This is a genomic window from Streptomyces sp. DSM 118878, assembly GCF_052936595.1.
This window is the reverse complement of sequence record NZ_CP193622.1, coordinates 5,168,045-5,193,344: the sequence shown is the minus strand read 5'-3', so window position 1 is coordinate 5,193,344 and position 25,300 is coordinate 5,168,045. Positions and strand designations below refer to the sequence as shown.

25 protein-coding genes are annotated in these 25,300 nt (G+C 70.8%); 6 read left to right on the top strand and 19 right to left on the bottom strand.

Translation table 11 applies throughout. The features are described from left to right. Window positions 1–4: 4 nt before the first annotated feature. A complete protein-coding gene (locus ACRAKF_RS23225; protein WP_447039274.1) occupies window positions 5–367 on the bottom strand; it encodes a VOC family protein in 363 nt (120 codons plus the stop codon). Continuing rightward, a complete protein-coding gene (locus ACRAKF_RS23220) occupies window positions 367–1,236 on the bottom strand; it encodes a trans-aconitate 2-methyltransferase (protein WP_447039273.1) in 870 nt (289 codons plus the stop codon). The genes ACRAKF_RS23225 and ACRAKF_RS23220 overlap by 1 nt, the downstream gene beginning before the upstream one ends. A gap of 65 nt (window positions 1,237–1,301) precedes the next feature. Between ACRAKF_RS23220 and ACRAKF_RS23215 the strand changes: the two genes are divergently transcribed. Continuing rightward, window positions 1,302–1,799: a MarR family winged helix-turn-helix transcriptional regulator gene (locus ACRAKF_RS23215; protein WP_447039272.1), complete on the top strand. Its 498-nt coding sequence runs from the start codon at window positions 1,302–1,304 to the stop codon at window positions 1,797–1,799. Here ACRAKF_RS23215 and ACRAKF_RS23210 read toward each other — a convergent pair. Beyond that, window positions 1,758–2,576, bottom strand: a complete 819-nt coding sequence (locus ACRAKF_RS23210; RefSeq protein ID WP_447039270.1) for a LuxR C-terminal-related transcriptional regulator — start codon at window positions 2,574–2,576, stop codon at window positions 1,758–1,760. The two genes, ACRAKF_RS23215 and ACRAKF_RS23210, sit on opposite strands and share 42 nt — an antisense overlap. Before the next feature lie 258 nt (window positions 2,577–2,834). Between ACRAKF_RS23210 and ACRAKF_RS23205 the strand changes: the two genes are divergently transcribed. Then, window positions 2,835–3,287 carry a GNAT family N-acetyltransferase gene (locus tag ACRAKF_RS23205; protein WP_447039269.1) on the top strand — a complete coding sequence of 151 codons (453 nt, stop codon included), beginning with the start codon at window positions 2,835–2,837 and terminating at the stop codon, window positions 3,285–3,287. On the opposite strand, the gene ACRAKF_RS23200 is transcribed toward ACRAKF_RS23205, so the two are convergent. Continuing rightward, window positions 3,271–3,936 carry an ATP-binding protein gene (locus ACRAKF_RS23200; protein ID WP_447039268.1) on the bottom strand — a complete coding sequence of 222 codons (666 nt, stop codon included), beginning with the start codon at window positions 3,934–3,936 and terminating at the stop codon, window positions 3,271–3,273. The genes ACRAKF_RS23205 and ACRAKF_RS23200 overlap by 17 nt on opposite strands. Before the next feature lie 585 nt (window positions 3,937–4,521). On the opposite strand from ACRAKF_RS23200, the gene ACRAKF_RS23195 reads away from it, so the two are divergent. Next, window positions 4,522–5,385: a helix-turn-helix domain-containing protein gene (locus ACRAKF_RS23195; protein ID WP_447039267.1), complete on the top strand. Its 864-nt coding sequence runs from the start codon at window positions 4,522–4,524 to the stop codon at window positions 5,383–5,385. 5 nt (window positions 5,386–5,390) lie between these two features. Beyond that, window positions 5,391–5,603, top strand: coding sequence for a DUF397 domain-containing protein (locus tag ACRAKF_RS23190; protein ID WP_447039266.1), 213 nt, complete (start codon window positions 5,391–5,393; stop codon window positions 5,601–5,603). 34 nt (window positions 5,604–5,637) lie between these two features. On the opposite strand, the gene ACRAKF_RS23185 is transcribed toward ACRAKF_RS23190, so the two are convergent. The 4 genes from ACRAKF_RS23185 to galT all read right to left on the bottom strand — a co-directional run bounded on the left by ACRAKF_RS23185 (window position 5,638) and on the right by galT (window position 9,268). Then, on the bottom strand, window positions 5,638–5,979 hold the full coding sequence (locus ACRAKF_RS23185) for a DoxX family protein (RefSeq protein ID WP_447039265.1): 342 nt from the start codon (window positions 5,977–5,979) through the stop codon (window positions 5,638–5,640). A 96-nt stretch (window positions 5,980–6,075) separates the two neighbouring features. Then, window positions 6,076–7,230, bottom strand: coding sequence for a galactokinase (gene galK / locus ACRAKF_RS23180; RefSeq protein ID WP_447039264.1), 1,155 nt, complete (start codon window positions 7,228–7,230; stop codon window positions 6,076–6,078). A 5-nt stretch (window positions 7,231–7,235) separates the two neighbouring features. Further along, window positions 7,236–8,195 (bottom strand): UDP-glucose 4-epimerase GalE, encoded by a 960-nt coding sequence (galE, locus tag ACRAKF_RS23175; RefSeq protein ID WP_447039263.1) that lies wholly within the window; start codon window positions 8,193–8,195, stop codon window positions 7,236–7,238. After that, window positions 8,192–9,268 carry a galactose-1-phosphate uridylyltransferase gene (galT, locus tag ACRAKF_RS23170; RefSeq protein WP_447039262.1) on the bottom strand — a complete coding sequence of 359 codons (1,077 nt, stop codon included), beginning with the start codon at window positions 9,266–9,268 and terminating at the stop codon, window positions 8,192–8,194. Before galT ends, galE begins: the two co-directional genes overlap by 4 nt. Before the next feature lie 213 nt (window positions 9,269–9,481). Here galT and ACRAKF_RS23165 point away from each other — a divergent pair, with 213 nt between their 5' ends. Together ACRAKF_RS23165 and ACRAKF_RS23160 are read left to right on the top strand one after the other, a co-directional pair. After that, a complete protein-coding gene (locus tag ACRAKF_RS23165; protein ID WP_447039261.1) occupies window positions 9,482–11,167 on the top strand; it encodes a sodium:solute symporter family protein in 1,686 nt (561 codons plus the stop codon). A gap of 23 nt (window positions 11,168–11,190) precedes the next feature. Further along, window positions 11,191–11,475 (top strand): hypothetical protein, encoded by a 285-nt coding sequence (locus ACRAKF_RS23160; RefSeq protein ID WP_447039260.1) that lies wholly within the window; start codon window positions 11,191–11,193, stop codon window positions 11,473–11,475. A 22-nt stretch (window positions 11,476–11,497) separates the two neighbouring features. On the opposite strand, the gene ACRAKF_RS23155 is transcribed toward ACRAKF_RS23160, so the two are convergent. The 11 genes from ACRAKF_RS23155 to ACRAKF_RS23105 all read right to left on the bottom strand — a co-directional run bounded on the left by ACRAKF_RS23155 (window position 11,498) and on the right by ACRAKF_RS23105 (window position 25,184). Next, a complete protein-coding gene (locus tag ACRAKF_RS23155) occupies window positions 11,498–12,223 on the bottom strand; it encodes a helix-turn-helix transcriptional regulator (protein WP_447039259.1) in 726 nt (241 codons plus the stop codon). A gap of 299 nt (window positions 12,224–12,522) precedes the next feature. Further along, window positions 12,523–12,933: a hypothetical protein gene (locus tag ACRAKF_RS23150; RefSeq protein WP_447039258.1), complete on the bottom strand. Its 411-nt coding sequence runs from the start codon at window positions 12,931–12,933 to the stop codon at window positions 12,523–12,525. Between the two features lie 104 nt (window positions 12,934–13,037). Continuing rightward, complete coding sequence (locus ACRAKF_RS23145) at window positions 13,038–14,906, bottom strand: outer membrane protein assembly factor BamB family protein (RefSeq protein ID WP_447039257.1); 1,869 nt, start codon at window positions 14,904–14,906, stop codon at window positions 13,038–13,040. A 92-nt stretch (window positions 14,907–14,998) separates the two neighbouring features. After that, window positions 14,999–16,714 carry an outer membrane protein assembly factor BamB family protein gene (locus tag ACRAKF_RS23140; protein WP_447039256.1) on the bottom strand — a complete coding sequence of 572 codons (1,716 nt, stop codon included), beginning with the start codon at window positions 16,712–16,714 and terminating at the stop codon, window positions 14,999–15,001. 225 nt (window positions 16,715–16,939) lie between these two features. Next, a complete protein-coding gene (locus tag ACRAKF_RS23135; RefSeq protein WP_447039255.1) occupies window positions 16,940–18,757 on the bottom strand; it encodes an ABC-F family ATP-binding cassette domain-containing protein in 1,818 nt (605 codons plus the stop codon). 87 nt (window positions 18,758–18,844) lie between these two features. Then, window positions 18,845–20,179, bottom strand: a complete 1,335-nt coding sequence (locus ACRAKF_RS23130; RefSeq protein ID WP_447039254.1) for an acyltransferase family protein — start codon at window positions 20,177–20,179, stop codon at window positions 18,845–18,847. A 68-nt stretch (window positions 20,180–20,247) separates the two neighbouring features. Continuing rightward, complete coding sequence (locus ACRAKF_RS23125) at window positions 20,248–21,135, bottom strand: 4-(cytidine 5'-diphospho)-2-C-methyl-D-erythritol kinase (RefSeq protein ID WP_447039253.1); 888 nt, start codon at window positions 21,133–21,135, stop codon at window positions 20,248–20,250. Next, entirely contained in the window at window positions 21,132–22,004 is an 873-nt protein-coding gene (gene rsmA / locus ACRAKF_RS23120; RefSeq protein WP_447039252.1) for a 16S rRNA (adenine(1518)-N(6)/adenine(1519)-N(6))-dimethyltransferase RsmA, read from the bottom strand. The genes ACRAKF_RS23125 and rsmA overlap by 4 nt, the downstream gene beginning before the upstream one ends. Before the next feature lie 228 nt (window positions 22,005–22,232). Beyond that, window positions 22,233–23,624 (bottom strand): ubiquitin-like domain-containing protein, encoded by a 1,392-nt coding sequence (locus tag ACRAKF_RS23115; RefSeq protein ID WP_447039251.1) that lies wholly within the window; start codon window positions 23,622–23,624, stop codon window positions 22,233–22,235. 122 nt (window positions 23,625–23,746) lie between these two features. Further along, window positions 23,747–24,622: a TatD family hydrolase gene (locus ACRAKF_RS23110; protein ID WP_447039250.1), complete on the bottom strand. Its 876-nt coding sequence runs from the start codon at window positions 24,620–24,622 to the stop codon at window positions 23,747–23,749. Between the two features lie 43 nt (window positions 24,623–24,665). Continuing rightward, window positions 24,666–25,184: a hypothetical protein gene (locus ACRAKF_RS23105; RefSeq protein ID WP_447039249.1), complete on the bottom strand. Its 519-nt coding sequence runs from the start codon at window positions 25,182–25,184 to the stop codon at window positions 24,666–24,668. Window positions 25,185–25,300 lie beyond the last annotated feature (116 nt).

Genomic DNA, 25,300 nt, shown 5'->3' with positions numbered 1-25,300 from the left:
TCCCTCAGGCCAGGGGTTCCAGGAACTCGAGCCGGTTCCCCACGGGGTCGTCGGCGTAGAAGCGCCGGTGGCCCGGCAGGTCGTCGTCCCAGGTGATCTCGGTGCCTCGGGAGACCAGCCGTTCGGCGAATGCCTCGATCCCGCGGACCCGCAGCCCCGGGTGGGCCTTGCGGGCCGGGCGGAAGTCATCCTCGATGCCCAGGTGGAGGTGGACGGCCCCGGCCCGGAACCAGCAGCCGCCGCGGGCGGCGAGAGCGGGCGGCTTGGGGGCCTCCGCCATGCCGAGCACATCACCGTAGAAGACCCGCAGCCGCGCCTCGCTGCCGGGCGGGGCGGCCAGTTGTACGTGGTCGATGGCGGTCAGCATCAGGCGCCGCCGCCCTTGCGGGCCACCGCGAAGACGCGGCGGAAGGGGAAGACCGTGCCGTGTTCCGTGACCGGATACGCCGTGCCGAGCAGGTCGCGGTACTCGGCGAGGAAGGCGTCGGTCGCCGCCGGGTCGTCCGCCAGGGCCGTGAGGACCGGCCGCAGTCCCGTGCCCTTGACCCAGTCGAGGACGGGGTCGTCGCCCGGCAGGAGGTGCTGGTACGTGGTCTCCCAGGCGTCGACCTCGCAGCCGAGGCCCGCGAGCCGTTCCAGGTACGCCCCGGGGGTCAGCACCGCGTCGGCGTGCCGCAGCCGCCCGCCGAGCCGGTCCCGCCACCGCGGCGACTCACTGAGTTCCCGCATCAGCACGTGGCTGGGGGCGTCGAAGTTGCCGGGCACCTGGAAGGCGAACGTACCGCCAGGGGTGAGCGCGTCGATCCAGGCCGGGAAGGACTCCGGATGGCCGGGGACCCACTGGAGGGTCGCGTTGGAGAGGATCAGGTCGTACGAGCCCGGGGCGGGGGTCCAGTCCGTGGCGTCGGCGGGGGCGAAGTCGAGGCGTCCGCCCTCGCGCGTCGGCCCCGCGAACCGCTCGGCCTCGGCGAGCATCTGCGGGGAGTTGTCGTAACCGGTGATGTGCGCGGCGGGCCACCGCTCGACGAGGAGCCGCGTGACGTTGCCGGGGCCGCAGCCGAGGTCGGCGATGCGTGGGAGCCCGCCGGGCGCCTCGGGGAGCTCGGGCACGCGGGCCAGGAGGTCCACGAAGGGCCGGGCCCGGTGGTCGGAGTGGCGCAGATACTGGGTCGGATCCCAGGTGGCGGCGGTGGACACGGAGGCCTCCTCGACGTGCGGGGCTTGGTCTGCCGCCATACTCGACCCCGAACTATCTTGACGTCAAGAGACTTCACGTCGACAGACCCCCTACACTGATCGTCATGGAGGACGAGGTCGATCGGCTGGTCGCGGCGTGGCGCAGGGAGCGCCCGGACCTCGACGTGGAGCCGCTTGAGGTGCTCAGCCGCGTGAGCAGGCTCGCGCGGCACCTGGACCGCGCCCGCAGACTCGCGTTCGCCGAGCACAGCCTGGAGCCGTGGGAGTTCGACGTACTGACGTCGCTGCGCCGCGCGGGCGCGCCCTATCAGCTCTCCCCCGGTCAGCTCCTGACCCAGACCCTCGTGACGTCCGGCACGATGACGAACCGCATCGACCGCCTGGCGAAGAAGGGCCTCGTCGAGCGCCTGCCCGACCCGAGCGACCGGCGCGGGGTGCTCGTGCGGCTCACCACCGAGGGCCAGGACCGCGCCGACCAGGCCCTTGCGGGCCTCCTGGAGCAGGAGCGGGCGATCCTCGCCGAGCTCTCCCGCGCCCAGCGCGGCGAACTGGCCGGGCTGCTACGCCAGTTGACCGCCCCGTTCGACAACATCCCCGGTTAGGTCGACCGGTCCCACACCCGCACGCCGGGCGAGCGCGACCGCCGCCAGCGTGGAGTGCACGCCCAGCTTTCCCAGCACGTTCTGCATGTGCGTACGCACGGTGTGCGGGGAGAGGAAGAGGCGCTCGGCGACCGCCTTCCTGCCCAGGCCCGCCACCATGCAGCGCAGGACCTCGCGCTCGCGGGGGGTCAGCGACTCCACGAGGCGCTCGGACTCGGTGCGGTGCTTGCGGGCCGCGGTCAGCTCCCGCAGGACGCCGGTGAGCAGGGCCGGCGGCAGGTGGGTCTCGTCGCGCAGCACGCCTCGTATGACGCTGAGCAGGCGCGACAGGGAGCAGTCCTTGGCGACCCAGCCGGACGCGCCCGCCTGGAGCGCGAGGGCCGCGCGGCGCGGGTCGTCCTTCTCGGCGAGCACGACGGTGCGCACGGCGGGCTGTCCCGAGCGGACGCCCGCGACCAGGGAGATGCCGTCGACGAGACCGTCGGCGCTGCCCTCCTGGACGGGAGCGGCGATGGGGGTCCCCCCTCCTGCTCGGGCGAAGCCGAGAGCCTGCGGGAGGCTGCCCTGGAGCGCGCTCGCGGTGGCGCCGAGGTCGGCGTCGACGAGCAGCACGTCGTATCTGCGGCCTTCGGTGACCGCCCGCTCCAAGCAGCGCAGCGCGGCGGGGCCGCTGCCTGCCGCGGACACGTCGACATCCGGTTCGGCCGCGAGCGCGGCGGCCAGTGACTCGGCGAAGATGCGGTGGTCGTCGACGACCAGTACTCGAATGCGAACCACAGAAACCCCCTTCCCCACGCTCCCGGCAGGAGCTGGGGATCCCATCGGGAACGGCCGGTACGGGTACGACGCCGGGGCCGGGGGTCGCCACGGTCGCTCGGCCGCCGCCGCGCGATGAGTGCTCTCCCCCGGGCCGGGCGTCGTACCCGACTGTCTCGCCCCCTGATCAGCGCCGGCCCCCACCGGCACTGTTCTTCAGAGTAGGGCCGCACGCCAGGAGGGGAAGGTGATTTGCAGAACTGATAGGCCGACGCGTTTATGGTGGGCCGCATGTTTCGTATGGAGACAGGAGTCGACAAGGAACGGCTGATGGCGCTCCGGGAGCGGCTCGGCGAGGCGAACACGGCGTCGTCCCCGGAGCTGCGTGCCCTGCGCGGCACGGTCGACGACCAGGAAGTGCCGCTGGCGGTCTGGGTGTTGGACGGCTCGGGCGCCCTGGCGGGCGGGCTCGCCGCGCACACCTGGGGCCGCTGGCTCCATGTGGACCACCTCTGGGTCGACGGCCACCACCGCGGCGCGGGCCTGGGCGCCCGCCTCCTCGCCGAAGCCGAACGCATAGCCCACGAGGAGCGCGCCTGCGTCAACTCCCGTGTGGAGACCTGGGACTTCCAGGCCCCGGGCTTCTACCGCAGCCACGGCTACGAGGTGGTGAGCGTGATCCCGGACTACCCGGAGGGAGTCAAGGAGTTCACCCTCACGAAGCGACTGTGACCCGCTGATCCATGTCGAGCTCGGCCCACACGGTCAGCCCCTCGGCCGCGCGGTACCGCCCCCACCGATCGGCGAGCGCGGCGACGATCAGCAAGCCCCGCCCCGACTCGGCCTCGCCCGCTACCGGCCCCTCCACTTCCAAAAGGCCTCCCGCCGTCGCTGTCACGGGGCCGCGCCCCTCGTCGGTGACGCTGAGGGTCAGCACCCGGCCGGTCAGTGCCAGGGCGACCGTGACCGTCTCCCCACCACCGTGCAGGAGCGCATTGGTGACGAGCTCACTGGTGATGACCTCCAGGGTCCCGACCAGGTCCTGCGGCACTCCACAGTCGCGGGCGGCACTCCGTACGAAGCGGCGAGCAACCGAAGCCGAGACCAGCTCCGCGCCCGGCAGCCTGCGTACGGCGAGGCTCTCCGGGACGCTCCCGAGTGCGATCCCGCCCATGGCCGAGGGCGCTTCGGCCGCGTACGCGCATCGAGTCTCGGCGATGAGCAGCGTGTCACCCAGAGCACACGCCAGCTGGGCGGCCAGAGGTGCCAGCTCCCCCGTTCCCGAGCGGGGCCCGTCCAGTACGTGCCGCGCCCTCCCCAGCAGCCTCCGGGCGAGCCCGAGTTGCACATGCTCCAGGCCGACCATGTACGGCGACGTCACGCCGGCTCCAGCGCATGGTGGACGTCACGGACGTCGAGGTCGACGCCGTACGTGGCACACCAGAGAGTGTCGCGACGAAACCGCTGCAATCGTGACCTCTCGGCGTCTTCCCACGCCGCCAGATACGGGCGAACCAGACGCGAGGCGGTCCCGTCGAGGGGTTCGTACCAACGCCGTACGGTCGCGGCCACCGGCGGGCGGGGCGGGACGGTGGGCACCACCGGGGATGCGGACATCGGCCTCCGGCGAACCGAGGCGCCGACCCGGTGGCGCCCGCGTGGCGCACGGAAGGCTCTTGCACAGTCGGTCAGCCGCCTCCGGATGACGCTGCCCGCAGTCATCAGGGCGAGTCGGCGCCGGCGGGGGCGCATAGCAGTGCGAGGGACCATGTGCCTTCTCCTCAAGGGCTGTTGGAAGATCATGGGAACCCTGTCATGGGAATCCCATAGCGGGAGAACCGTTCGCGAGAGTTCACCGATGTGGGTGACGGGTGTGCCGAACGACGTTCGAGGGTCCGCCGCGGCCCATAGATTCACCTCGCCGACACACGTCGCCGGTCGGCACCGACAAGAAGGCGAGGACGTTGTGACCGCCACACAGACAGGCCCAGCCGGCCGGATGCAGATTGCGCGCGGTCTCATCGCATTACGCGAACGCTGTGGGGCCACCCAGGCACAGATCGCGGAGCGGGCCGGCGTCAGCACCACAACGGTGAGTCGCTACGAGATGTGGCAGGACCGGGCCCGCATCCGCTGGGCGACCGTGAGGGCCCTGGCCGACGCATGTGAGGCCACTGCCCCAGAGCGAGAAGCACTTGTTCGCATCGCCAAGTCACAGGCCGACGGTTGGTGGGTCGGTAACAGCGCGGTACCTGAATGGATGGATCCGCTCGTTTCCTTCGAACACGAGGCGGCCTATGAGCACGTATACGCCAACACAGTGGTTCCCGGCCTGTTGCAAACAAGGGAGTACGCGCTCGCCATCCACCAAGCACGCGAAGTCCGCAGTGGGAACGACGTCATCGAGCGGATGGTGGACGCCCGAATCGCGCGCCAGGAAATTCTCAGGCGCGACCCTGAACTGCATCTGTGGGCAATCTTGGACGAGGCGGTCCTTCACAGAACTGTAGGTGACGCGGACGTCATGGCGCGGCAGTTCAGGCACCTCCAAGAGGCAGCCGAAAGCCCGAACATCGACATCCAGATACTGCCGTTCAGCGCGGGCGCCCATGCGGCGGGAGCCGGGCACTTCGTGATCCTCGGCCGTGACGACGACCGGGAGCCGCTCAACTCCATGGCCGTCGTGTACATCGAGATGCGCCGCCGAGGGTTGTATCTCGACGATGCCGAAGACGTCACCGCTTACAAGTTGACCTTCGACTACCTTCGTTCACAGGCAGCAGACCCGAAGACGTCTTCCCGGCTGATCGCGAAAGTCCGACAGGAGTAACCCTCATGACTCAAGCGTCCACCCCCGGCATCGATACGAAAGCCGCCGCATGGTTCAAGAGCAGCTACAGCGGTGGAGAAGGCAATGAATGTGTCGAGATCGCCCACATCCAGTCGAGGGTGGGTGTACGCGACTCCAAGGATCCCCGCCGGAATGCATTGGCCATATCGACCGAGGCGTTCGCCGCGTTCGTCGACGGTGTCAAAGCCGCGGGCTGACCGCCCCTTGGAGGCGTCCCCCGGCCGGCCGGCGTCAGGTCGCCAGCCACAGCGCTGCCGCCACCGGGGCCGCGTACACCAGGGGGAACGGGATGTGTGCGTACCAGCGGGCGCGGAGCACGAAGACGACCGCGCCCGTGAAGTAGAGGATCAGCGCGATGCCGGCGGCCGCCCCTACGTACGGGATGAACAGGCCCGCCACCAGGCCCGCCGCGCCCGCGGCCTTGGCGGTGCCGAGCCAGGGGAGCCAGGACATCGGGATGCCGTAGTCGGCCATGGGTCCGACCACCCACTTCGAGCGCTGGAAGACCGAGAAGGCCGAGAAGCCGACCATCGCGGCGGCGACGAGGGTGACGATGACGTGAGCGGTGGACATCTGGGGGCTCCTTCGAGGGGTCAGCGGCTTTCACTGCCATGACGGAACCCGCCGGGAGAATGTGACCGCCCGAGGGAGGGAAGTTCTCCGGACCTCTCAGGCCTCCCTGCGCGCGCCCGCCGACGCCACCGCCGGGAAGACCCGGGGCGCCGTGAAGCCCGCCGTCACGAAGGCGTCAAGGACGGACTTCGTGACCGCTTCCGCGTCCTGCGACTCCACCAGGACGATCGCGGAGCCGCCGAAGCCGCCGCCCGTCATGCGGGCACCGAGCGCGCCCGCGGCGTCGGCCGTGCTCACCACCAGGTCCAGCTCCGGGCAGGAGATCCGCAGGTCGTCGCGGAGCGAGGCGTGGCCCTCGGTCAGGACGGGGCCGATGGCGCGGACGTCACCGGCGTCCAGGAGGCCGATGACCCGCTCGACGCGGTGGTCGTCGGAGACGACGTGGCGGACGTAGCGGCGGATCCTGTCGTCCGGCAGCTTCGACAGAGCCGCCGGGAGGTCCTCGTACGCCACGTCGCGCAGGTGGCTGACGCCGAGGGTGCGGGCGCCCTCCTCGCAGCCCGCGCGGCGCTCGGCGTAGGCGCCGTCGCCGAGGGCGTGCTTGACGCGGGTGTCGACCACCAGGAGCCGCACGCCCTGGGCCGCCAGGTCGAAGGGGACCTGGCGTATGGACAGGTCGCGGCAGTCCAGGTGCAGGGCGTGGCCGTCGGTGCAGCACGCGGACGCCATCTGGTCCATGACGCCGCAGGGCACGCCGACGAAGGCGTTCTCGGCGCGCTGGGCCAGGACGGCGAGCTCGGGCTCGGTGAGGCCGAGCCCGAACAGGTCGTTCAGGGCGTACGCGGTGACGACCTCAAGGGCGGCCGACGAGGAGAGGCCCGCACCCGTGGGGACCGTCGAGGCGAGGTGCAGGTCGGCTCCGGTCACCGGGTGCCCGGCTTCCCGAAGGGCCCACACGACCCCTGCGGGATACGCGGCCCAGCCGCCGTCCGACAGCGGCGTCAGTTCGTCCACGCGCAGTTCCACCAGCGGGGCGTCGACGTCCGCGGAGTGCAGCCGCAGGACGCCGTCGCCGCGCCGGGCGACGGCGGCGACCGCGGTGTGCGGCAGGGCGAGCGGCATCACGAAGCCCTCGTTGAAGTCCGTGTACTCGCCGATGAGGTTGACGCGGCCGGGGGCCGACCAGACCCCGTCCGGCGCGCTGCCGTACAACGCCTCGAACTGCGCGGCGACCGCGGATGCCGTACCCATGAGAACTACCCCTTTCGCTGGGCGAAGGCCCAGGCGTCGGCGACGATGCCCGCGAGGTCCGCGCGGGACGGGTGCCAGCCGAGCTTCTCGCGCGCGGTGGCTGCGGAGGCGACCAGGACCGCCGGGTCGCCGTCGCGACGCGGGGCGCTCACCTCGGGGATGGGGTGCCCGGTGACCTGGCGGACGGTCTCGATGACCTGGCGCACGGAGAAGCCGTTGCCGTTGCCGAGGTTGCAGATGAGGTGCTCGCCGGGGGTGGCCGCGTCGACGGCGAGGAGGTGGGCCTCGGCGAGGTCGGCGACGTGGATGTAGTCGCGTACGCAGGTGCCGTCGTCGGTGGGGTAGTCGTCGCCGAAGACGCTGATGGCCTCGCGCCTGCCCTGCGCGACCTGGAGGACGAGCGGGATGAGGTGCGACTCGGGGTCGTGGCGCTCGCCGCAGGAGCCGTACGCGCCCGCGACGTTGAAGTACCGCAGCGAGACGGCGGCCAGGCCGTGGGCGGTGGCCTCACCGGTGATCATGTGGTCGACGGCGAGCTTCGAGGCGCCGTAGGGCGAGGTGGGCGCGGTCGGGTCGGTCTCCGTGATGGGGGTGCTGACCGGCTCGCCGTAGGTGGCGGCCGTCGAGGAGAAGACGAGCCTGCGCACGTCGGCGTCGCGCATCGCGGCGAGCAGCGCCATGGTGCCGCCGACGTTGTTGTCCCAGTACTTCTCGGGCTTGGCGACGGACTCACCGACCTGCGAGAACGCGGCGAAGTGCAACACGGCGTCGTACGAGGAGTCCAGCCACTTGGCGGCATCGCGGATGTCGCCCTCGATGAACGCGGCGCCCGCGGGGACGCCCTCGCGGAAGCCGGTGGAGAGGTTGTCGAGGACGGTCACCTCGTGCCCGGCCTCGATCAGGTGCTGCGCCACCACGCTCCCGACATAGCCCGCGCCGCCGGTGACCAGGTACTTACCGCTCATGAACTCGCTACCTCTCGCAGTCGCTCGGCCGCGGCCTCCGGCGGCACGTCGTTGATGAACACGCTCATACCGGATTCGGAACCCGCGAGGAACTTCAGCTTGCCCGAAGTGCGGCGGATCGTGAAAAGTTCGAGATGGAGGGCGAAGTCGTCACGATTGATCCCGTCATGTCCCTCCAGTGCCCCGAAGGGCGCCTGGTGCCAGGCGGCGATGTAGGGCGTGCGGGACCGCGTGCCGGACGGCACCGGCTCGTCGAAGATCCGGTCGAAGCGCCTCAAGAGTTCCAGATAGATCTGTGGGAACTCTGTGCGCGCGGCCTCGTCCAGGGCGAGCAGGTCGGGCACCCGGCGCTTGGGGTAGAGGTGCACCTCGTAGGGCCAGTGCGCGGCGTACGGGACGAAGGCGACCCAGTGCTCCCCCTCCAGAACGACGCGTTCGCCGGCGCGCTCGTCGGCGAGGACGTCGTCGAAGAGGTTGCGGCCGCCGGTCCCCGTCTTGTGCGCGGCCAGGGAGCGGAGCATCAGGTCGGTGCGGGGGGTGACGAACGGATAGGCGTAGATCTGGCCGTGCGGGTGGCCGAGGGTCACGCCGATCTCGGCGCCGCGGTTCTCGAAGCAGAAGACCTGCTCGACGGAGGGCAGGTGGGACAGCTCGGCGGTGCGGTCGGTCCAGGCGTCGAGGACGAGTCCGGCCTGCTCGGGGGTGAGGTCGGCGAAGGACGAGTCGTGGTCGGAGGTGAAGCAGACCACCTCGCAGCGGCCGGCGTCGCCCGCGAGCGAGGGGAAGCGGTTCTCGAAGACGACGACGTCGTACGAGGAGTCGGGGATCTCGCTGAGCCGGTCCCCCGAGGAGGGGCACAGGGGGCACTCGTCGGCCGGCGGGTGGTAGGTGCGGCCCTGGCGGTGGGACGCGATGGCCACCGCGTCGCCGAGGAGGCGGTCCTCGCGGATCTCCGACGTCGTCGAGACGGGCCCGAGCGGGCGGTCGTCGACGGCCTCGCGGACCGCGTCGTCGCGCTGGTCGTAGTAGATGAGCTCACGACCGTCGGCGAGACGGGTCGAGGTCTTCTTCACGTCAGGGCTCCTCACCACCTACCCAACAGAACCAAACATAACTAACCACAAGCCAACAGTGCCGTCAATGCCCGAGATCTCGTCAGCCGTTTCCCGCCGTTCCGGGCTGCTCGATCACAATCAAACAAAGAACACCAACAAAACTGTTCATTTATTGGCGGTATAGGCGTAGGTTCCGGTCTGATCCGTTCGCGCAACGAAGCGAGTTCACGCATGCAGTCCCCCACACAAACCCTGGCCGAGGGGCTTCGGCTGCCCACCAACGGCCTCGACTACGCGATCCTGGCGATCTACTTCGCCGTGGTGCTCGGCATCGGCTTCGCCGCCCGGCGCTCCGTCAAGACCAGCCTCGACTTCTTCCTCTCGGGCCGCTCACTGCCCGCGTGGGTCACCGGCCTCGCCTTCGTCGCCGCGAACCTGGGCGCCACCGAGATCCTCGGCATGGCCGCCACCGGCGCGCAGTACGGTGTCGCGGTCGTCCACTGGTACTGGATCGGCGCCATCCCGGCCATGGTCTTCCTCGGCCTGGTCATGATGCCGTTCTACTACCGCAGCAAGGTCCGTTCGGTGCCGGAGTTCCTGCTCCAGCGCTTCGACAAGTCGGCGCACCTGCTCAGCTCCGCCCTCTTCGCCTTCGCGGCGATCCTGATCGCGGGCGTGAACCTCTACGCCCTCTCGATCGTCGTCGAGGCGCTGCTCGGCTGGCCGCAGTGGGTCGCGATCGTCGTCGCCGGTGCCTTCGTGCTCGCGTACATCACCATCGGCGGCCTCTCCTCGGCGATCTACAACGAGGTCCTCCAGTTCTTCGTGATCCTCGCCGCGCTCATCCCGATCTGCGTCATCGGCCTGAAGAAGGTCGGCGGCTGGGACGGCCTGACGGGCTCCATCGAGCAGCAGCACGGCGAGAACTTCATGACCGCCTGGGGCGGCACCGGCATCGGTGACGCCAACCCGCTCGGCGCCAACTGGCTGACGATCATCCTCGGCCTCGGCTTCGTGCTCTCCTTCGGCTACTGGACGACCAACTTCGCCGAGGTGCAGCGCGCGCTCTCCGCGAAGAACCTCAGCGCCGCCAAGCGCACCCCGCTGATCGCGGCCTTCCCGAAGATATTCATCGTCTTCCTGGTGATGATCCCGGGCCTCGTCGCCGCGGTCCTGGTCCCGAAGATCGGCACCCCCGGCTCCGACCTGACCTACAACGACGCGATCCCGTACCTGATGCAGGAGCTGCTCCCCAACGGCGTCCTCGGCATCGCGGTCACCGGTCTGCTCGCCGCGTTCATGGCGGGCATGGCGGCCAACGTCTCCTCCTTCAACACCGTCTTCACGTACGACATCTGGGCGAAGTACGTGGTCAAGGACCGGGAGGACGGCTACTACCTGAAGTTCGGCCGGCTCATCACCGCGCTCGGTGTGCTCGCCTCGATCGGCACCGCCTTCATCGCGTCGTCGTTCTCGAACATCATGAGCTACCTCCAGACGCTGTTCTCCTTCTTCAACGTCCCGATGTTCGTGGTCTTCATCATCGGCATGTTCTGGAAGCGCGCCTCGATGAAATCCGGTGTGTGGGGCCTGGTCGCGGGCACCGGCGCCGCGATGGTCAACTACTTCTGGATCTACAAGCAGGGCGTCATCGACATCCCGAGCGACCAGGGCGCGAACTTCGTCTCGGCGATCGTCGGCTTCGTCGCCGGTGCCGTCGTGATGATCGCCGTCACGCTCTTCACCGCACCCAAGCCGGAGGCCGAACTCGCCGGTCTCGTCTACGGGACGGTCTCGCCCGGCCTTGACGACGACGAGACCGTGGAGGGTGACGACGCCTGGTACCGCAAGCCGGCCCTGCTCGGCTGGGGCGCCGTCGTGCTCGCCGCGCTCTGCTACCTGCCGTACTCGCTCTAGCCCCGATCGGAGGACCGACCACCATGTCCGAACTGCACAAAGAAGTCTCCGAGCTGGAGCGCAAGTCCGCGACAGCCGCCCGTCTCTTCGACATCCGGCGCATCATCGGCGGCCTGTTCGTCGTCTACGGGATCATCGTGACGATCGCCGGTATCACCGTGTCCGACGCCGACCTGCGCAAGGCCGAGGACATCAACATCAACCTGTGGACCGGCCTCGGCATGCTCGCCCTCGGCCTGTTCTTCCTCGGCTGGCTGTGGCTGCGCCCGACGATCGCCGCGCCCGCTCCGGAGTCCACGGACGACTGACGGCCGCCCGCGGGGCCCGGGTTCACCGCGGTGACTCGGGCCCCGCCGGCATGTCAGGACCCTCGTCCGCGTACGCCGACGCGGGACGCTCGGCACGGTCCAGGAGCCCGGTGCGCGCGGCGAGCGCGGCGGCCTCCAGACGCGAGCCGACGCCGAGCTTCATCAGGACCCGCTGCACATGCGTGCGCGCCGTGCTGGGCGCTATCCCCATCCCGGCCGCGATGAGACGGGTGTCCTCGCCGTCCGCGACCCGCACCAGGACCTCCACCTCACGGGGCGTCAGCATCTGGAGCAGCCGCTGGCCCTCGTCGTCCGGCTGCGCCACCGGATTCAGCAGCTCACCGAAGGCCCCTTGCAGCAACTGGGGCGCGACGGCGGCTTCCCCGGCGCGCGCCTTCATGATGGCGCGCTCCACTCCTTCGATGCGCTCGTCATGGCGTACGTATCCGGAGGCGCCCGAGGCGAACGCCGCCGCGATCCCGCGCGGGCTCGGCACCGGGCCGAGCACCACCACCGCCACCTGCGGGCGCTCCCGCTTGATCCGCACCACCGGGTCGAACATGCCCGGCTCCGCGGGCGTGGCCGTGCCGATCAGGCAGACCTCCGGCGCACGGCTGATCACCAGGTCGGCCGCCCCCGCGGCGGGTGCGGCCGCGGCGAGCACCCGGTGCCCGCGCAGTTTCAGCGCCGAGGCGAGCGCCTCGGCGAGCAGTCGGTGATCGTCGACCACCATGAGCCGCACACCCACAGCAACCCCCCAACTCCCCCACTGATCCCCTGGATCCACCGGCAGCCTCGAACTGCGGCTTCCCGTGGACCACGGGCCCCCCGGCCCTCCATCCCCCGGAAGCTACACGCTTGTTCGACGTTGCGCGCCCCCTACCCGCCATAAGCAGCCCGGAATGCCTGAATCCCTGCCATGCGGGGGCGGTCGGCGGCGCGAGGTGGTACGGCGACGAGCGGGAACGCGCGAACGCCCGGCTCGGATGTCCGAGCCGGGCGTTCGCGGCGTGAGGCACGACCGGCCGAAGCCCGCCGGGCCCCGACTCACCCGTAGGGGTTGTACGCCTCGCTCGAGTATCCGCAGGACTGCTTCGTCTGGCCCTTCACCCGGCAGACCTGCACCCGGAGTGACTTGATCTTCTTGGACTCCGTGGCGTCCTGGCTGACGGTCTTCGTCGCGTTCTTTCCGCTGGCCTTGATCCAGCCCGACCAACGGGAGCTGCCGTTGCTGTAGCGGACCTGCATGCGCCCTTCCGCGTGGGCGTTGTCCGAGGCCGTGTCCGTGACCTTGAACTTGTAGGAGATGGACTGGGGCCCCCTCCACTTGATGTCCGCCACGGCGGTCGCGCCCGAGACCGACGCCTTCGCCCCGGACGCCGCGGTGGACGTCCCCACGGCGGTCACACACAGCGTCACCGCGCCGACCAGTACCGCCGCCGACCGTACGAACTTCATATAGGGCTCCCTGCGTTGACGCGTACGTTCTCAAGACATGAACATGCCATAAAACGATCTTGCCACCCAACAGCCGAAGCCGCGGGTGGCAGAGATCACCTGGCTCAGGAGGCCAGGAAGCCGATCGCCACGTAGTTCTTGTCGTCCTTGTCGAAGGGCCGGCTCAGGAGCTTCTTGCCCATGAACAGGTGCCCGTCGGCGTAGAGGAGCTCGTTCGACTTCGGGACCATGCCGCTGATCGCGTCGTTGACCGCATCCGAGGAGGGGGCCTCCAGGAGCTTGGTCTCCTTCATCGTCTTGCCGTCGAGCGAGACGACCTGGGCACCCTGCTGGTAGCCGTGGGCCTTGTACGCGATGACGTTGGGGCCGTCCATGCGGATCGGGAAGATCTCGCCGTTCTCACCGGCGACGGCCCGGTCACTGGTCGACTTGCCGGTGGCCAGCGAGAAGGAGACGATCTCGTTGGTCCGGCTGTAGCTCTCGCCGCCGCCGTCGTGCTGCTGGGTCGGCACGTACAGCCGGTCGTTGCCGACCGTGATCGCCCGGCAGTCGTTGACCATGTTGACGCTGCAGTCGTGGTCGTACTTGCCCTCCTCCAGCGCGATCTTGGCGCGGAGCTTGCCGTTGCTGCCGATCGAGAAGACGTCCGTCACGCCGGTCGCCGTGATCTCGGTGGTGTCCTGGCCGAAGACGACCGGGTTCGTCGAGATGATCTTGGCGTTGTCGATGCCGTCGGCGAGCGGGTAGGTCCACTCGTCCTTGCCCGTCTTGGGGTCGAGGAGCTGGACCTTCAGCTTGTAGTCCCCGTAGCTGCCGCACCTGCGGACGGCCACCAGCTGGTCACCGCCCGCGTAGCCGACGTCCTGGCACTTGCCGACCTTCGGCTCCCACAGCGACTTGCCGGTCACGTCCCAGGCGGCGCCGCCGCTGGAGACACCCGCACCGGCGGCGATCGTGGTGCCGGAGATGGTGACTTCCTTGAACGTGGCCTGCACGCCGTTGGTCTCGACGCTCTCGGTCCACAGCTTCTTGCCGGACTTCAGGTCGACCGCGGAGACCTTGGAGCACGGCTCGTAGTCGCCCTTCTTGCCCCGCTTGGTCTCCTCGGTGACGATGGCCGCGATGCCGTCGTCGGTGACCTCCCGCGACATGGCGCACGTCATGCCGGGGAGCGGGATCGACCACTTCTCCTTGCCGGTGTCCGGGTCGTAGCCGTTCAGCTCGTTGACACCGGCCTTGGCGTACACGTCCTCGGTCAGCGCCGAGCCCGCGGCGGTCCAGATCTGGTCCTTGGGGACCTCCGGCTGCGGGAGCTGCATGAGCACCTTGGCCGAGGGGTCGGACGGGGCCTTCTCCTTGGCCGGTCCCTGCCCGGGCGCGGCGCTGCCGCCCTTGCCGCCCTTGCCGCCCTTGCCGCCCTTCTCGCCGGAGCCCTGGGAGGTGTTCTTGGAGTCGTCGTCCTTGGACGAGGCGTAGAAGACGCCGCCGCCCACGATCAGCGCGATCGCGACGACCGCCGCGATGATGATCGACGTCTGGCCGCCGAACTTCCTTCCGCCACCGGAACCGGAGCCGCCGGGCTGCGGCTGCATCGGCATGGTCGGCGGCTGCTGGTAGCCCTGCTGGTACTGCGGCTGGGCCGGCTGCGTCGGATAGCCGTAGCCCTGGGGCTGCTGCGGGGCCTGGGGCTGCTGCGGGGCCTGGGGCTGCTGCGGGTAGCCGTAGTTCGGCTGGCCCGCCGGGGGCTGCGGCGGCCGGCCGGGAGGCGCCGGAGGCTGCGCGGGCGGGGGCGTCTGCGGGGCGCCGGGTGCCTGCGGGTAGCCGTAGGACGGCTCCGGGGCCTGGCCGAAGCCTCCGGGCGGAGGGTTCTGCGGGGCGCCGAAACCACCGGCCGGCGGTTCCTGGGGCGCGCCGAAGCCGCCCTGCGGGGGCTGGTTCGGCGGCTGCTGCGGAGGCTGTGGCGGCTGGGTCATGACGTCGTCTATTCCTTGGGAACGCTTGAGGAGCTCGGGAGGCGCCTGGGGGACGCCGGGGATCGAGAGAATGAACTACGCGTGGGGCGGGGTCACTTGCCGTAGGCCAGCATCAGCTTGGCCTGGCCCGTGGAGCCCGTGATGCTGGTGGTGGAGATGTAGAAGCGCCCGTCCACGTAGTCGACCGCCTTCGAGTAGAAGCCGCTCTCGATCTTCGAAGTGCCCTTCGGGTGCTGGAGAAGGGTCTTCGGCGTGTGCGAACCGGACCTCGCGATGGAGACCACCCGGCCGCCGGAGTCGTAGGACGGGGTGACGTAGGAGATCAGCTCACCGTCCTCGACCTTCAGCGGGAGCATCGTTTCCTCCAGCGGCGACTTGACGCGCCAGGCCTCCTTGCCGGTGGCCAGGCCGAACGCCACCACCTCGTTGGCGCCGCTCTTGGCGTCGGTCGGCAGGTAGAGGTACGTGTCGTCGGTCGCCACGCCGAGGCATCCGGCGAGGTCACGGCTGAGGATGGAGGACTCGCACTCGGGCGCGAAGCCGTCCTTGGTGATGAGCTCGGAGCGGGTCTCGTCGCTGTTCGGCTTCAGTACCGAGACGTTCCACTTCTTCGTGTCCTCGTTCTCCAGGTACACCACCGTCGGACTGACCGAGTACAGCTTCTTGACGCGCCAGCCCTTGGGGAACTTCTTGGTCCACAGGGCCCTGCCGGTCTCCGGGTCGAGCTGCTGCATCTCGTCGTGTTCGGTGGGCGTGCTCGACCCGCAGGACAGCGCCCGCACGAGCTTCTTGCCCTCGCCCGCGAACCCGTTGGGGTAGCAGCTGCCCTCGTCCTTCACCTTCGAGACGTAGAGCTTCTTGCCGTCGCGCATCCGCAGCGCGGTGCCTGACTGGTCGCGGCCGACCATGAGCACGTCGCCGACGAGGGTGAGGGTGCTCTGCGACGCGAAGTCGAAGCTGCCCTCCTGCTCGACCGGCTTGCCCCAGCCCTTGTCACCGGTCTCCAGGTCGATGACCTGGAGCTGGTTGCACTTGGCGGTGCTCTTGGTGCCTTCCTTGAAGGCGACCACGATCTTGCCGTCGTCGGTGGCCGTCCGGGTCGCGGCACAGATCTTCTGCGGGAACGTGATGGCGGGCCACGCGATGTCGCCGGACCCCGCCTTGTAGGCGAAGAGCTGCTTGTACGCGGCCTTGACCACCGTGTCGCCCTCGACCCACATGCCGGGGGCGTCGCCGCCGGAGCCGGGGACCTTGGGGGCCTCCTTGTACCAGAGCACCTTGGCCTCGCCGGGCCGGCGGCCCTCGTTGAGGTCCTCCTCGCCCTCGTTGCCGTCGCCGTCGCCGGTACCGGGGTTGGCGGGGGCGGAGGCGGAGGGCTTCGGATCCTTCTTCTTCGCCTCCGGCTCCTTCTCGCCGTCGTCACCGCCGACGACGGCGTACGTGACACCGCCCGCGACCAGCAGCGCGGCCACGGCGGCCGCGACGATCACCACGAGCTTCCTGCGTCCGCCCCCGCCGCCACCGGGGCCCGCGGGAAACTGCGGCTGCGTCGGCTGCTGCGGCGGGTAGCCGTACTGCGGCTGGCTCCCGTACGGACCCGGCTGCTGCGGCCGGCCGTAGGGGCCGGGCTGCTGCGGCTGGCCGTAGGGCCCCGGCTGCTGGTACGGGCCCGGCTGCGGCGGCTGAGGTGGCTGGTTGTAGGGGCTCGCGGGCGGCGGAGTCTGCGGGTAGCCGTAGCCTGGCTGGGGCTGCCCCTGCTGCGGGGCGGCGGGCGGCTGCTGCGGCGGCCCGCCCGGTGGCTGCGGCACCCCTCCTTGCCGTGGATCCTGCGGAGCTCCGAAGCCGCCGGACGGCGGCTGGTTGGGCGGCTGAGTCATCAGCGCTTCCCCCTTCACTGATTTTCGGCACGCCAGAGGGTGCTCAGATCAGCCTTTCTATCACCCTGGCCCCGTACCGGACGGGGCCGGTCTCTCCCCTGTTCCCAAGGGAGGACCGGCCCGTGATGCGTCCGTTACGCGACTTCCACCAGAGCTCTACGCGTCTTCCGCGAGCTCCATCCAGCGCATCTCCAACTCCTCGCGCTCGCCGACCAGTTCGCGCAATTCGGCGTCCAGTTTGGCCACCTTCTCGAAGTCCGTGGCGTTATCGGCGATTTGGGCGTGCAGCTTGGTCTCCTTGTCGGAGACCTTGTCGAGCTGCCGCTCGATCTTCTGGAGTTCCTTCTTCGCGGCGCGCGCGTCCGCGGCGGAGACGGTCTTCGCCGCGGCCGGCTGCGCGGGGGCCGCCGACTGGCTCGACGCGGGGGCGGTTTCGGTCATCCTCTGCCGCCGCTCCAGGTACTCGTCGATGCCGCGGGGCAGCATCCGCATGGTGGCGTCGCCCAGGAGCGCGTACACCTTGTCCGTCGTGCGCTCGACGAAGAACCGGTCGTGGGAGATCACGACCATGGAGCCGGGCCAGCCGTCGAGCACGTCCTCAAGCTGCGTCAGCGTCTCGATGTCGAGATCGTTGGTCGGCTCGTCGAGGAAGAGGACGTTCGGCTCGTCCATGAGGAGCCGAAGCAGCTGGAGCCTGCGCCGCTCGCCGCCGGAGAGGTCACCGACCGGCGTCCACTGCTTCTCCTTGCTGAACCCGAACATCTCGCAGAGCTGGCCCGCCGTCATCTCGCGGCCCTTGCCGAGGTCGACGCGCTCGCGCACCTGCTGCACGGCCTCCAGGACGCGCAGCGTCGGCTTCAGCTCGGCGACCTCCTGCGAGAGGTAGGCCAGCTTCACCGTCCTGCCGACGTTGACCCGTCCCGCCACGGGCTGTACGTCGCCGCCGCTGCGCGCGGCGTCGGCCATGGCGCGCAGCAGCGAGGTCTTGCCCGCGCCGTTCACACCGACCAGGCCGATGCGGTCGCCGGGGCCGAGCTGCCAGGTCAGGTGCTTGAGCAGCAGCTTCGGCCCGGCCTGTACGGAGACGTCCTCCAGGTCGAAGACCGTCTTGCCGAGGCGGGTCGTGGCGAACTTCATCAGCTCGCTGCGGTCGCGGGGCGGGGGCACGTCGGCGATCAGTTCGTTGGCCGCCTCGATGCGGAACTTCGGCTTGCTGGTGCGGGCCGGGGCGCCGCGGCGCAGCCAGGCCAGCTCCTTGCGCACGAGGTTCTGCCGCTTGGTCTCCTCGGTGGCCGCGATGCGCTCGCGCTCGGCGCGGGCGAAGACGTAGTCGGAGTACCCGCCCTCGTACTCGAAGACGGAACCGCGCTGCACGTCCCACATGCGGGTGCAGACCTGGTCCAGGAACCAGCGGTCGTGGGTGACGCACACGAGCGCCGAGCGGCGCGCGCGCAGGTGCCCGGCCAGCCAGGCGATGCCCTCGACGTCGAGGTGGTTGGTGGGCTCGTCGAGCACGATCAGGTCCTGCTCGGCGATGAGCAGCTTCGCGAGCGCGATGCGCCGCCGCTCGCCGCCGGAGAGCGGACCGATGACGGTGTCGAGGCCCTGCGGGAAGCCGGCCATGTCGAGCCCGCCGAACAGGCCCGTCAGCACGTCCCTGATCTTGGCGCTGCCCGCCCACTCGTGGTCGGCGAGGTCGCCGATGACCTCGTGCCGGACGGTGGCCTCGGGGTCGAGGGAGTCGTGCTGGGTCAGCACGCCGAGCCGCAGCCCGCCGTTGTGCGTGACCCGCCCGGTGTCCGCCTCCTCCAGCTTGGCGAGCAACCGGATCAGGGTGGTCTTGCCGTCGCCGTTGCGCCCCACGACCCCGATCCTGTCCCCCTCGGACACGCCGAGTGAGACGCCGTCGAGCAGGGCACGGGTGCCGTACACCTTGCTGACTGCCTCGACATTGACCAGATTGACCGCGGCCATTTCACTCCTGACTGGGGGGATGGATCGATCCTCAAGCGTAGTCGCCCGCGGAGGCGAACCGTCAGGTGATCCAGAGTCCCGGCCCGCTCACCCTCCGTGCCCCCTGCGCCCGGCCCGCTCCACGAGCAGCCAGCCCGCGAGGGCCATGGCCACCGCCGCGGGGGCCGTGACGTCGACGGCTATCAGCAGCGCCGTCCGGCCCTCCAGGAGGCCGCCGAAGCCGACCATGGACAGGCCGAGGACGCCGAAGAGGCAGAGCGTGACGCCCAGGGCCGCCGCGGGGCCCGAGGCGCCGGCGGCCGGCCGGGCGGCGCTCGGGCGTTCGAAGCGGCGGAAGAGGACGACGAGGGCGGCCGTCAGGGCCGCGGCCGCCGCCATGCGCAGCGGGACCTGGGCCCACCAAGGGGCCGAGGCGGGCTCGGGCAGCGGCACGTCCAGGGCGAGCTGTGCCCCGTACACCGCGAGCATCGCCGTCAGGTGCCAGAGGAACGCCGTCATGGAGATGCCGTTGGCCGCGACCACGCCGCGCCATACGCGGGGCCTCGCCAGCCATCGGGCCGCCGGGGCCCGCAGCAGTTCCACGGCGCCGACCAGCCACAGGCCGTGGCAGAGGAGGGCGAAGGTGGGCGGTGCCATGTTCGAGACGCGCTCGCCGGGCATGCCGACCATGGAGAGGGGATACGGGCCGAGGGCGACGAGCAGTGCGGCGCCCGCGATCCCCGTACCCGCCATGACGTACGGCATCCGCAGCCTGAGCCTGCCGTCGGCCCGCAGGAAGCCGAGCTGGTGCACCGCGAGCCAGACGAAGGCGAAGTTGAGGAACTCCACGTACGGGACGCCGAACGCGAAGCGCGCCACGTCCACCGCGCCCGCGGCCGCCACGAGCGCGCCGAACGCGCCCCAGCCCCACCGCTCGTGCAGCCGCAGCAGCGGCGGCGTGAAGGCGACCATCGCCAGGTAGATGCCGATGAACCAGAGCGGCTGCGCGACCAGCCGCAGTGCCACGTCGAGCAGCCCGCCGCCCTGGCCGAGGAGTTGCAGGGCGAGCGCGCCGGCGCCCCAGACGCCGATGAAGACCATGGTGGGCCGCAGCAGCCGCTTCAGGCGCGCCCGGAGGAAGGCCGAGTAGACGGAGCGCCCCTGCGACCCGCGGCTCAGCGAGCGGTGGGACAGGGCGTGGGAGAAGCCGCCGACGAAGAAGAACACCGGCATGACCTGCAACGCCCACGTGAGGAGTTGCAGTCCCGGCACGACGGCGAGGAGGTTGCCGACCTCGGCGCGGCCGTCGGCGCCGACGGTCACGGCCGCCATCAGCCAGTGCCCGACGACGACCGTGCCGAGCGAGGCGACGCGCAGCAGGTCGATGTACCGGTCGCGCCCGGAGGGCGTCTGCTCGGCCAGTTCGCGAACGCTTGATCCCATGTACGTACGGTCGCGCGCCGCCCGGCCCCGGCGTCAGCGCGCACGTACTCAGATATGGGTCTGAGTACTCAGACCAGCGTGGCGCCGGGCGCCGGGGACTTCGCCGTGCGGGCCGCGTGGCAGGTGCCGGAGGCGGTGAGCGCGTCGGCCACCGTGCGCGCGGACGCGGCGTCGGCCGTGAGGAACGCCGTCGTCGGCCCGGACCCCGAGACCAGCGCGGCCAGGGCGCCCGCCGCCGTGCCCGTGGCGAGGGTGTCGGAGAGCGAGGGGAAGAGGGAGAGCGCCGCGGGCTGGAGGTCGTTGGTGACCGTGGCGGCGAGGGCCTCGGCGTCGCCCTCGCGCAGGGCCGCGATGAGCGCGGGGGACGCCTCGGGGGCGGGGGCGGCCGGGGTGAGCCGGTCGAACTCGCGGTACACGGCCGGCGTGGAGAGTCCTCCGTCGGCCACGGCGAAGACCCAGTGGAAGTCGCCCCCGGCCTCCAGGGGCTCCAGCTTCTCGCCGCGCCCCGTGCCGAGCGCGGCCCCGCCGACCAGGCTGAACGGAACGTCGCTGCCCAACTCGGCGCAGATGTCGAGCAGCTCCTCGCGCGTGGCCTTCGTACCCCACAGCGCGTCGCACGCCACGAGCGCGCCCGCGGCGTCCGCGCTGCCGCCCGCCATGCCGCCGGCGACGGGGATGTCCTTGGCGATGTGGATGTGGACGGCCCCGCTGATCCCCCGCCGGGCGGCCAGCAGGTGGGCGGCGCGGGCGGCGAGGTTCGTGGCGTCGAGCGGCACCTGGTCGGAGCCCGGCCCCTCGCAGGTCACCCGCAGCTCATCGGCGGGGGCGACCGTGACCTCGTCGTAGAGCCCGACGGCGAGGAAGACGTTGGCGAGGTCGTGGAAGCCGTCGGGGCGGGCGGCGCCCACGGCGAGCTGGACGTTGACCTTCGCGGGAACCCGTACCGTCACGCTCACGCCGCGGCCTCCTTGTGCTCGGCGATACGCGCGAACTCCTCCACCGTCAGGGCCTCGCCGCGCGCCTGGGGCGACACCCCGGCGGCGACCAGGGCGGCCTCCGCGGCGGCCGCCGAGCCCGCCCAGCCGGACAGGGCGGCCCGCAGCGTCTTCCTGCGCTGCGCGAACGCGGCGTCGACGACGGCGAAGACCTCACGCCTCGACGCGGTCGTCTGCACCGGCTCGGCACGCCGCACCAGGGAGACGAGGCCGGAGTCGACGTTCGGGGCGGGCCAGAAGACATTGCGGCCGATGGATCCGGCGCGCTTCACCCGGGCGTACCAGTTGGCCTTCACGGACGGCACCCCGTACACCCGCGAGCCGGGGCCCGCGGCGAGCCGGTCGGCGACCTCGGCCTGCACCATCACCAGGGTGCGCTCGATGGTCGGGAAGGTGTCGAGCATGTGCAGCAGTACGGGTACGGCGACGTTGTACGGGAGGTTCGCGACCAGCGCGGTCGGGGGCGGCCCCGGGAGCTCGCGCACCAGCATGGCGTCGCTGTGCACCAGGTCGAAGGAGCCGGCCTCGTACTTGTGGGGGAGGCGGGCCCGCATCGTCGCGGGCAGCGCGCCCGCGAGTACGTCGTCGATCTCCACGGCGGTGACGTGGGACGCGGTCTCCAGCAGGGCCAGCGTCAGGGAGCCGAGGCCCGGGCCGACCTCGACGACGACGTCCTCGGGGCCGACTTCCGCGGTGCGGACGATGCGGCGGACGGTGTTGGCGTCAATGACGAAGTTCTGCCCGCGCTGCTTGGTCGGGCGTACGCCGAGGGCAGCGGCCAGTTCGCGGATGTCGGCGGGGCCGAGGAGGTCGCCGTGCTCAGTGCTCACGCCCCAAGGTTACGGTCCCTGGCCCCTGGGCCTTGCCCCCCGTCTCCTCTGCCTCCCTGTGGTATGTCCTGGCCCGCCGCTCCGCGGCGGATGTCTCCCACCCACCCGCCCGGCACTCCGCGGTGAGCGCGTGAGCGGAGGGGGGCGGGGGGCACTCCGCGGTGAGCGGCGGGGGGACTCTGCGGCGAGGGGGTAGGGGACTCCGCGGCGGGGCGCTTCGTGGTGCGTTCAGCCGTGGAGGCGGCGGCCGCAGTGGGGCCAGGGGGTCGCGCCTCGCTGTACGTACAGTTTCTTCGCCCGGTACGTCTGCTCCGCGGCCGGCGCGTCCTGAGGGCGGCCCGAGCCGCCGAGGGAATGCCAGGTATGGGTGTCGAACTGGTACAGGCCGCCATACGTCCCGGAGGCGTCGACCGCGTCCGGCCGCCCGCCCGACTCGCAGCGGGCCAGCGAATCCCAGTCCAAGCCGTCCGCCCCGGCCACCGACGCCGGCTGCTGCCTCGTACCCACCTTGACGATCTGCCTCCGTGGTTCGCGGACGACTTCGGAGCCGATCTGCCGCGGCCGCTGCTGGACCCCGTTGACCGACCGCAACGCGTACGTCACGCGCCGCGTACCCACCTGCCCCGCCTGCGCCACGACCTCCGTACCGCGAAAGAGCGAGGCATCCTCGATCCGCTGCACGTCGAAGGGGATCACCTCCTCCCGCGTCTCCCGCGAACCTGTGATCCGCATGACGGTGACCGTCTGCCCGTCACGGGGAAAGCTGTCGGGCGCGACCGAGGTCGTGTCCTCCCCCCGCAGCGTCACACCGGACTCCGCGACGGCCTCCCGGACGGTCGCCGCGTTCGTACGGATGATCCGCTCCCGCCCGTCGGCCATGATCGTGACGGTGCGCTCGGTACGGACGGCGAGTTCGAGGCCCTCCCGGTCGATGCGCCGGCTGCGCGACGCCGACAGGTGGGCCCCTTCCGCGCGCACACCGAGCTGCCGCAGGGCACCGTCCACGGTCCTGGCGGTGGTCCACACCTCGCGCCGTTCACCGTCGAGGGTGAGCCGGAGGGGCCGGCCGTAGCGGACGGCGATCTCGTCACCGCTGGCCAGCTCCGTGTCCGAGGCGGGCGCGACGATGTCGTGGGCGCCCACGACGACCCCCTCGTCGGCGAGGAGCTCCCCCACGTCGTCCGCGAAGGTGTGCAGGGTGCGCGGCTCGCCGTCGACGCTGAGCCGCACGTCCTTGTCGCTCGCGACGAACGCGGAGGTACCGCCCGCGAGGAACGCGACCACGAAGGCCTGCGGCACGAGCCGCCACAGCTTCTCGGGGCGGGGGCAGCCACCGAAAGCGGCTCCGGAGCCCCCGAGGCCCGCGACCCCTCTGGCCGCCCTCCGCCGCCGCGCGCGCCGCCGGGCCTCGGCCCGCCCACCGGTTCGCCCACCCCCGCGTTCCACTTGCCGGGGCACAAGCACCTCCGTAGGCACGTCATACGGCGTCGCTTCGTAAGCAACCTCGTCAGGAACCTCGTACGAACCTCCGTATGGCCAAGGTTCATAAGGCGCGTAGGGCGCTTCGTACGTCTCATACGTCTCATACGTCTCATACGTCTCGTACGGCGAGTTGCTCACGATGACGCTCCAGAGGTCCGGACCGGGCTGACAGAACCTAGCCGAGCCCTCGTCACTCTCCAAAGCGGAACCGTTACGCTGTGTCGCGCCCCGGGCGGCGGCAGCCCGGACCCTTTACACCCTCAGTAACCAAAGGCGCGCGCGGTGTTCGCCGAGACCGCCCCGGCCATGGCGTCCTCGTCGATGCCCCGGATCTCGGCCATCGCCCGCACCGTGACCGGAATGAGATACGGCGCGTTGGGCCGTCCGCGGTACGGCGCGGGGGTCAGGAACGGCGCGTCGGTCTCCACGAGGACGAGTTCGAGCGGGGCGACGGCCAGCGCGTCCCGCAGCCCCTGAGCGTTCTTGAACGTGACGTTGCCCGCGAAGGACATGAAGTAGCCGTGCTCGGCGCAGATCTGGGCCATCGCCGCGTCACCGGAGTAGCAGTGGAAGACGGTGCGCTCCGGGGCGCCCTCCTCCTTCAGGATTCTCAGGACGTCGTCGTGCGCCTCGCGGTCGTGGATGACGAGGGCCTTGCCGTGCCGCTTGGCGATCTCGATGTGGGCGCGGAAGGAACGCTCCTGGGCGGCCATGCCCTCGGGGCCCGTGCGGAAGTAGTCGAGGCCGGTCTCGCCCACGCCCTTGACGTGCGGCAGCGCGGCGAGCCGGTCGATCTCGGCGAGCGCCTCGTCGAGCGCGCCGTCGCCGCCCGCCTCGCGCTCGCCCTGCCGCGACCAGCCGTCGGGGTCGCCGAGCACGATGCGGGGGGCCTCGTTCGGGTGGAGGGCGACGGTGGCGTGCACGCTCTCGTGGTCGGCGGCGGTCCGCGCCGCCCACTGCGAGCCCCGTACGTCGCAGCCCACCTGGACGACCGTGGTGACCCCGACCGACGCGGCCTTGGCGAGGCCCTCCTCCACCGTGCCGGCCTGCATGTCGAGGTGCGTGTGGGAGTCGGCGACCGCCACCCGGAGCGGTGCGGGCAGGGGCGGCGGTACGTCGGCGTTCTTCGAAGGCATGCCTCGATCCTACGAAGCCGGCCCTCGCTCCGGAGCGGACGGCTCACTGCCCCTTGCGGTGGGCGAAAGGATGCAGCAGGTCCGAGAGGTGCCACGGATGACGCTCCCGCCCCTCGGGACTTTCGGAACCCCCGGGACCTCCGGAGCCCGCGGCCGCGGTGGCCCCCGCCGGCTCGACCGGCCCGGCCTGCTTTCCCACGCCGCTGCTTTCACGGCCGCCGCTCTCACGGCCGCCGCCCTCCCGCTGGCGCCGCATGCAGTCGAGCACCGAGGACACCTGCCCCGCCCTCATGATCCGCACGACATGGCCACCGCAGTTGAGGCAGGTGGGACGGGACAGCGGCGACGGCACGTGCCGCCCGTCCGCCAGGTACCTCACGAACTGCTGGCCCTTGCCGTCCACGTGATGCTCGATCTCGTAGGACTGCTCCCAGCCGTGCCCGCAGCGCATGCAGGCGAAGGCGTACGACTCCTGAACGACGTCGAGCGACGTGATGGGGTTCGTGGTGGGGCTCGTGGTGGTGCCCGTGACGGGGTGGCCGGTATCTGCGATCTCACTCATGCCAGTGCTCCTCTGGGGGAACGGATACGTCCCTTCGACCAGTGGACGCTTTTCCCCGAGCCGGCGCATCAGGCCTGTCGAGCATTGGAGCCGATTTAACTATTTCATGGAAAAAA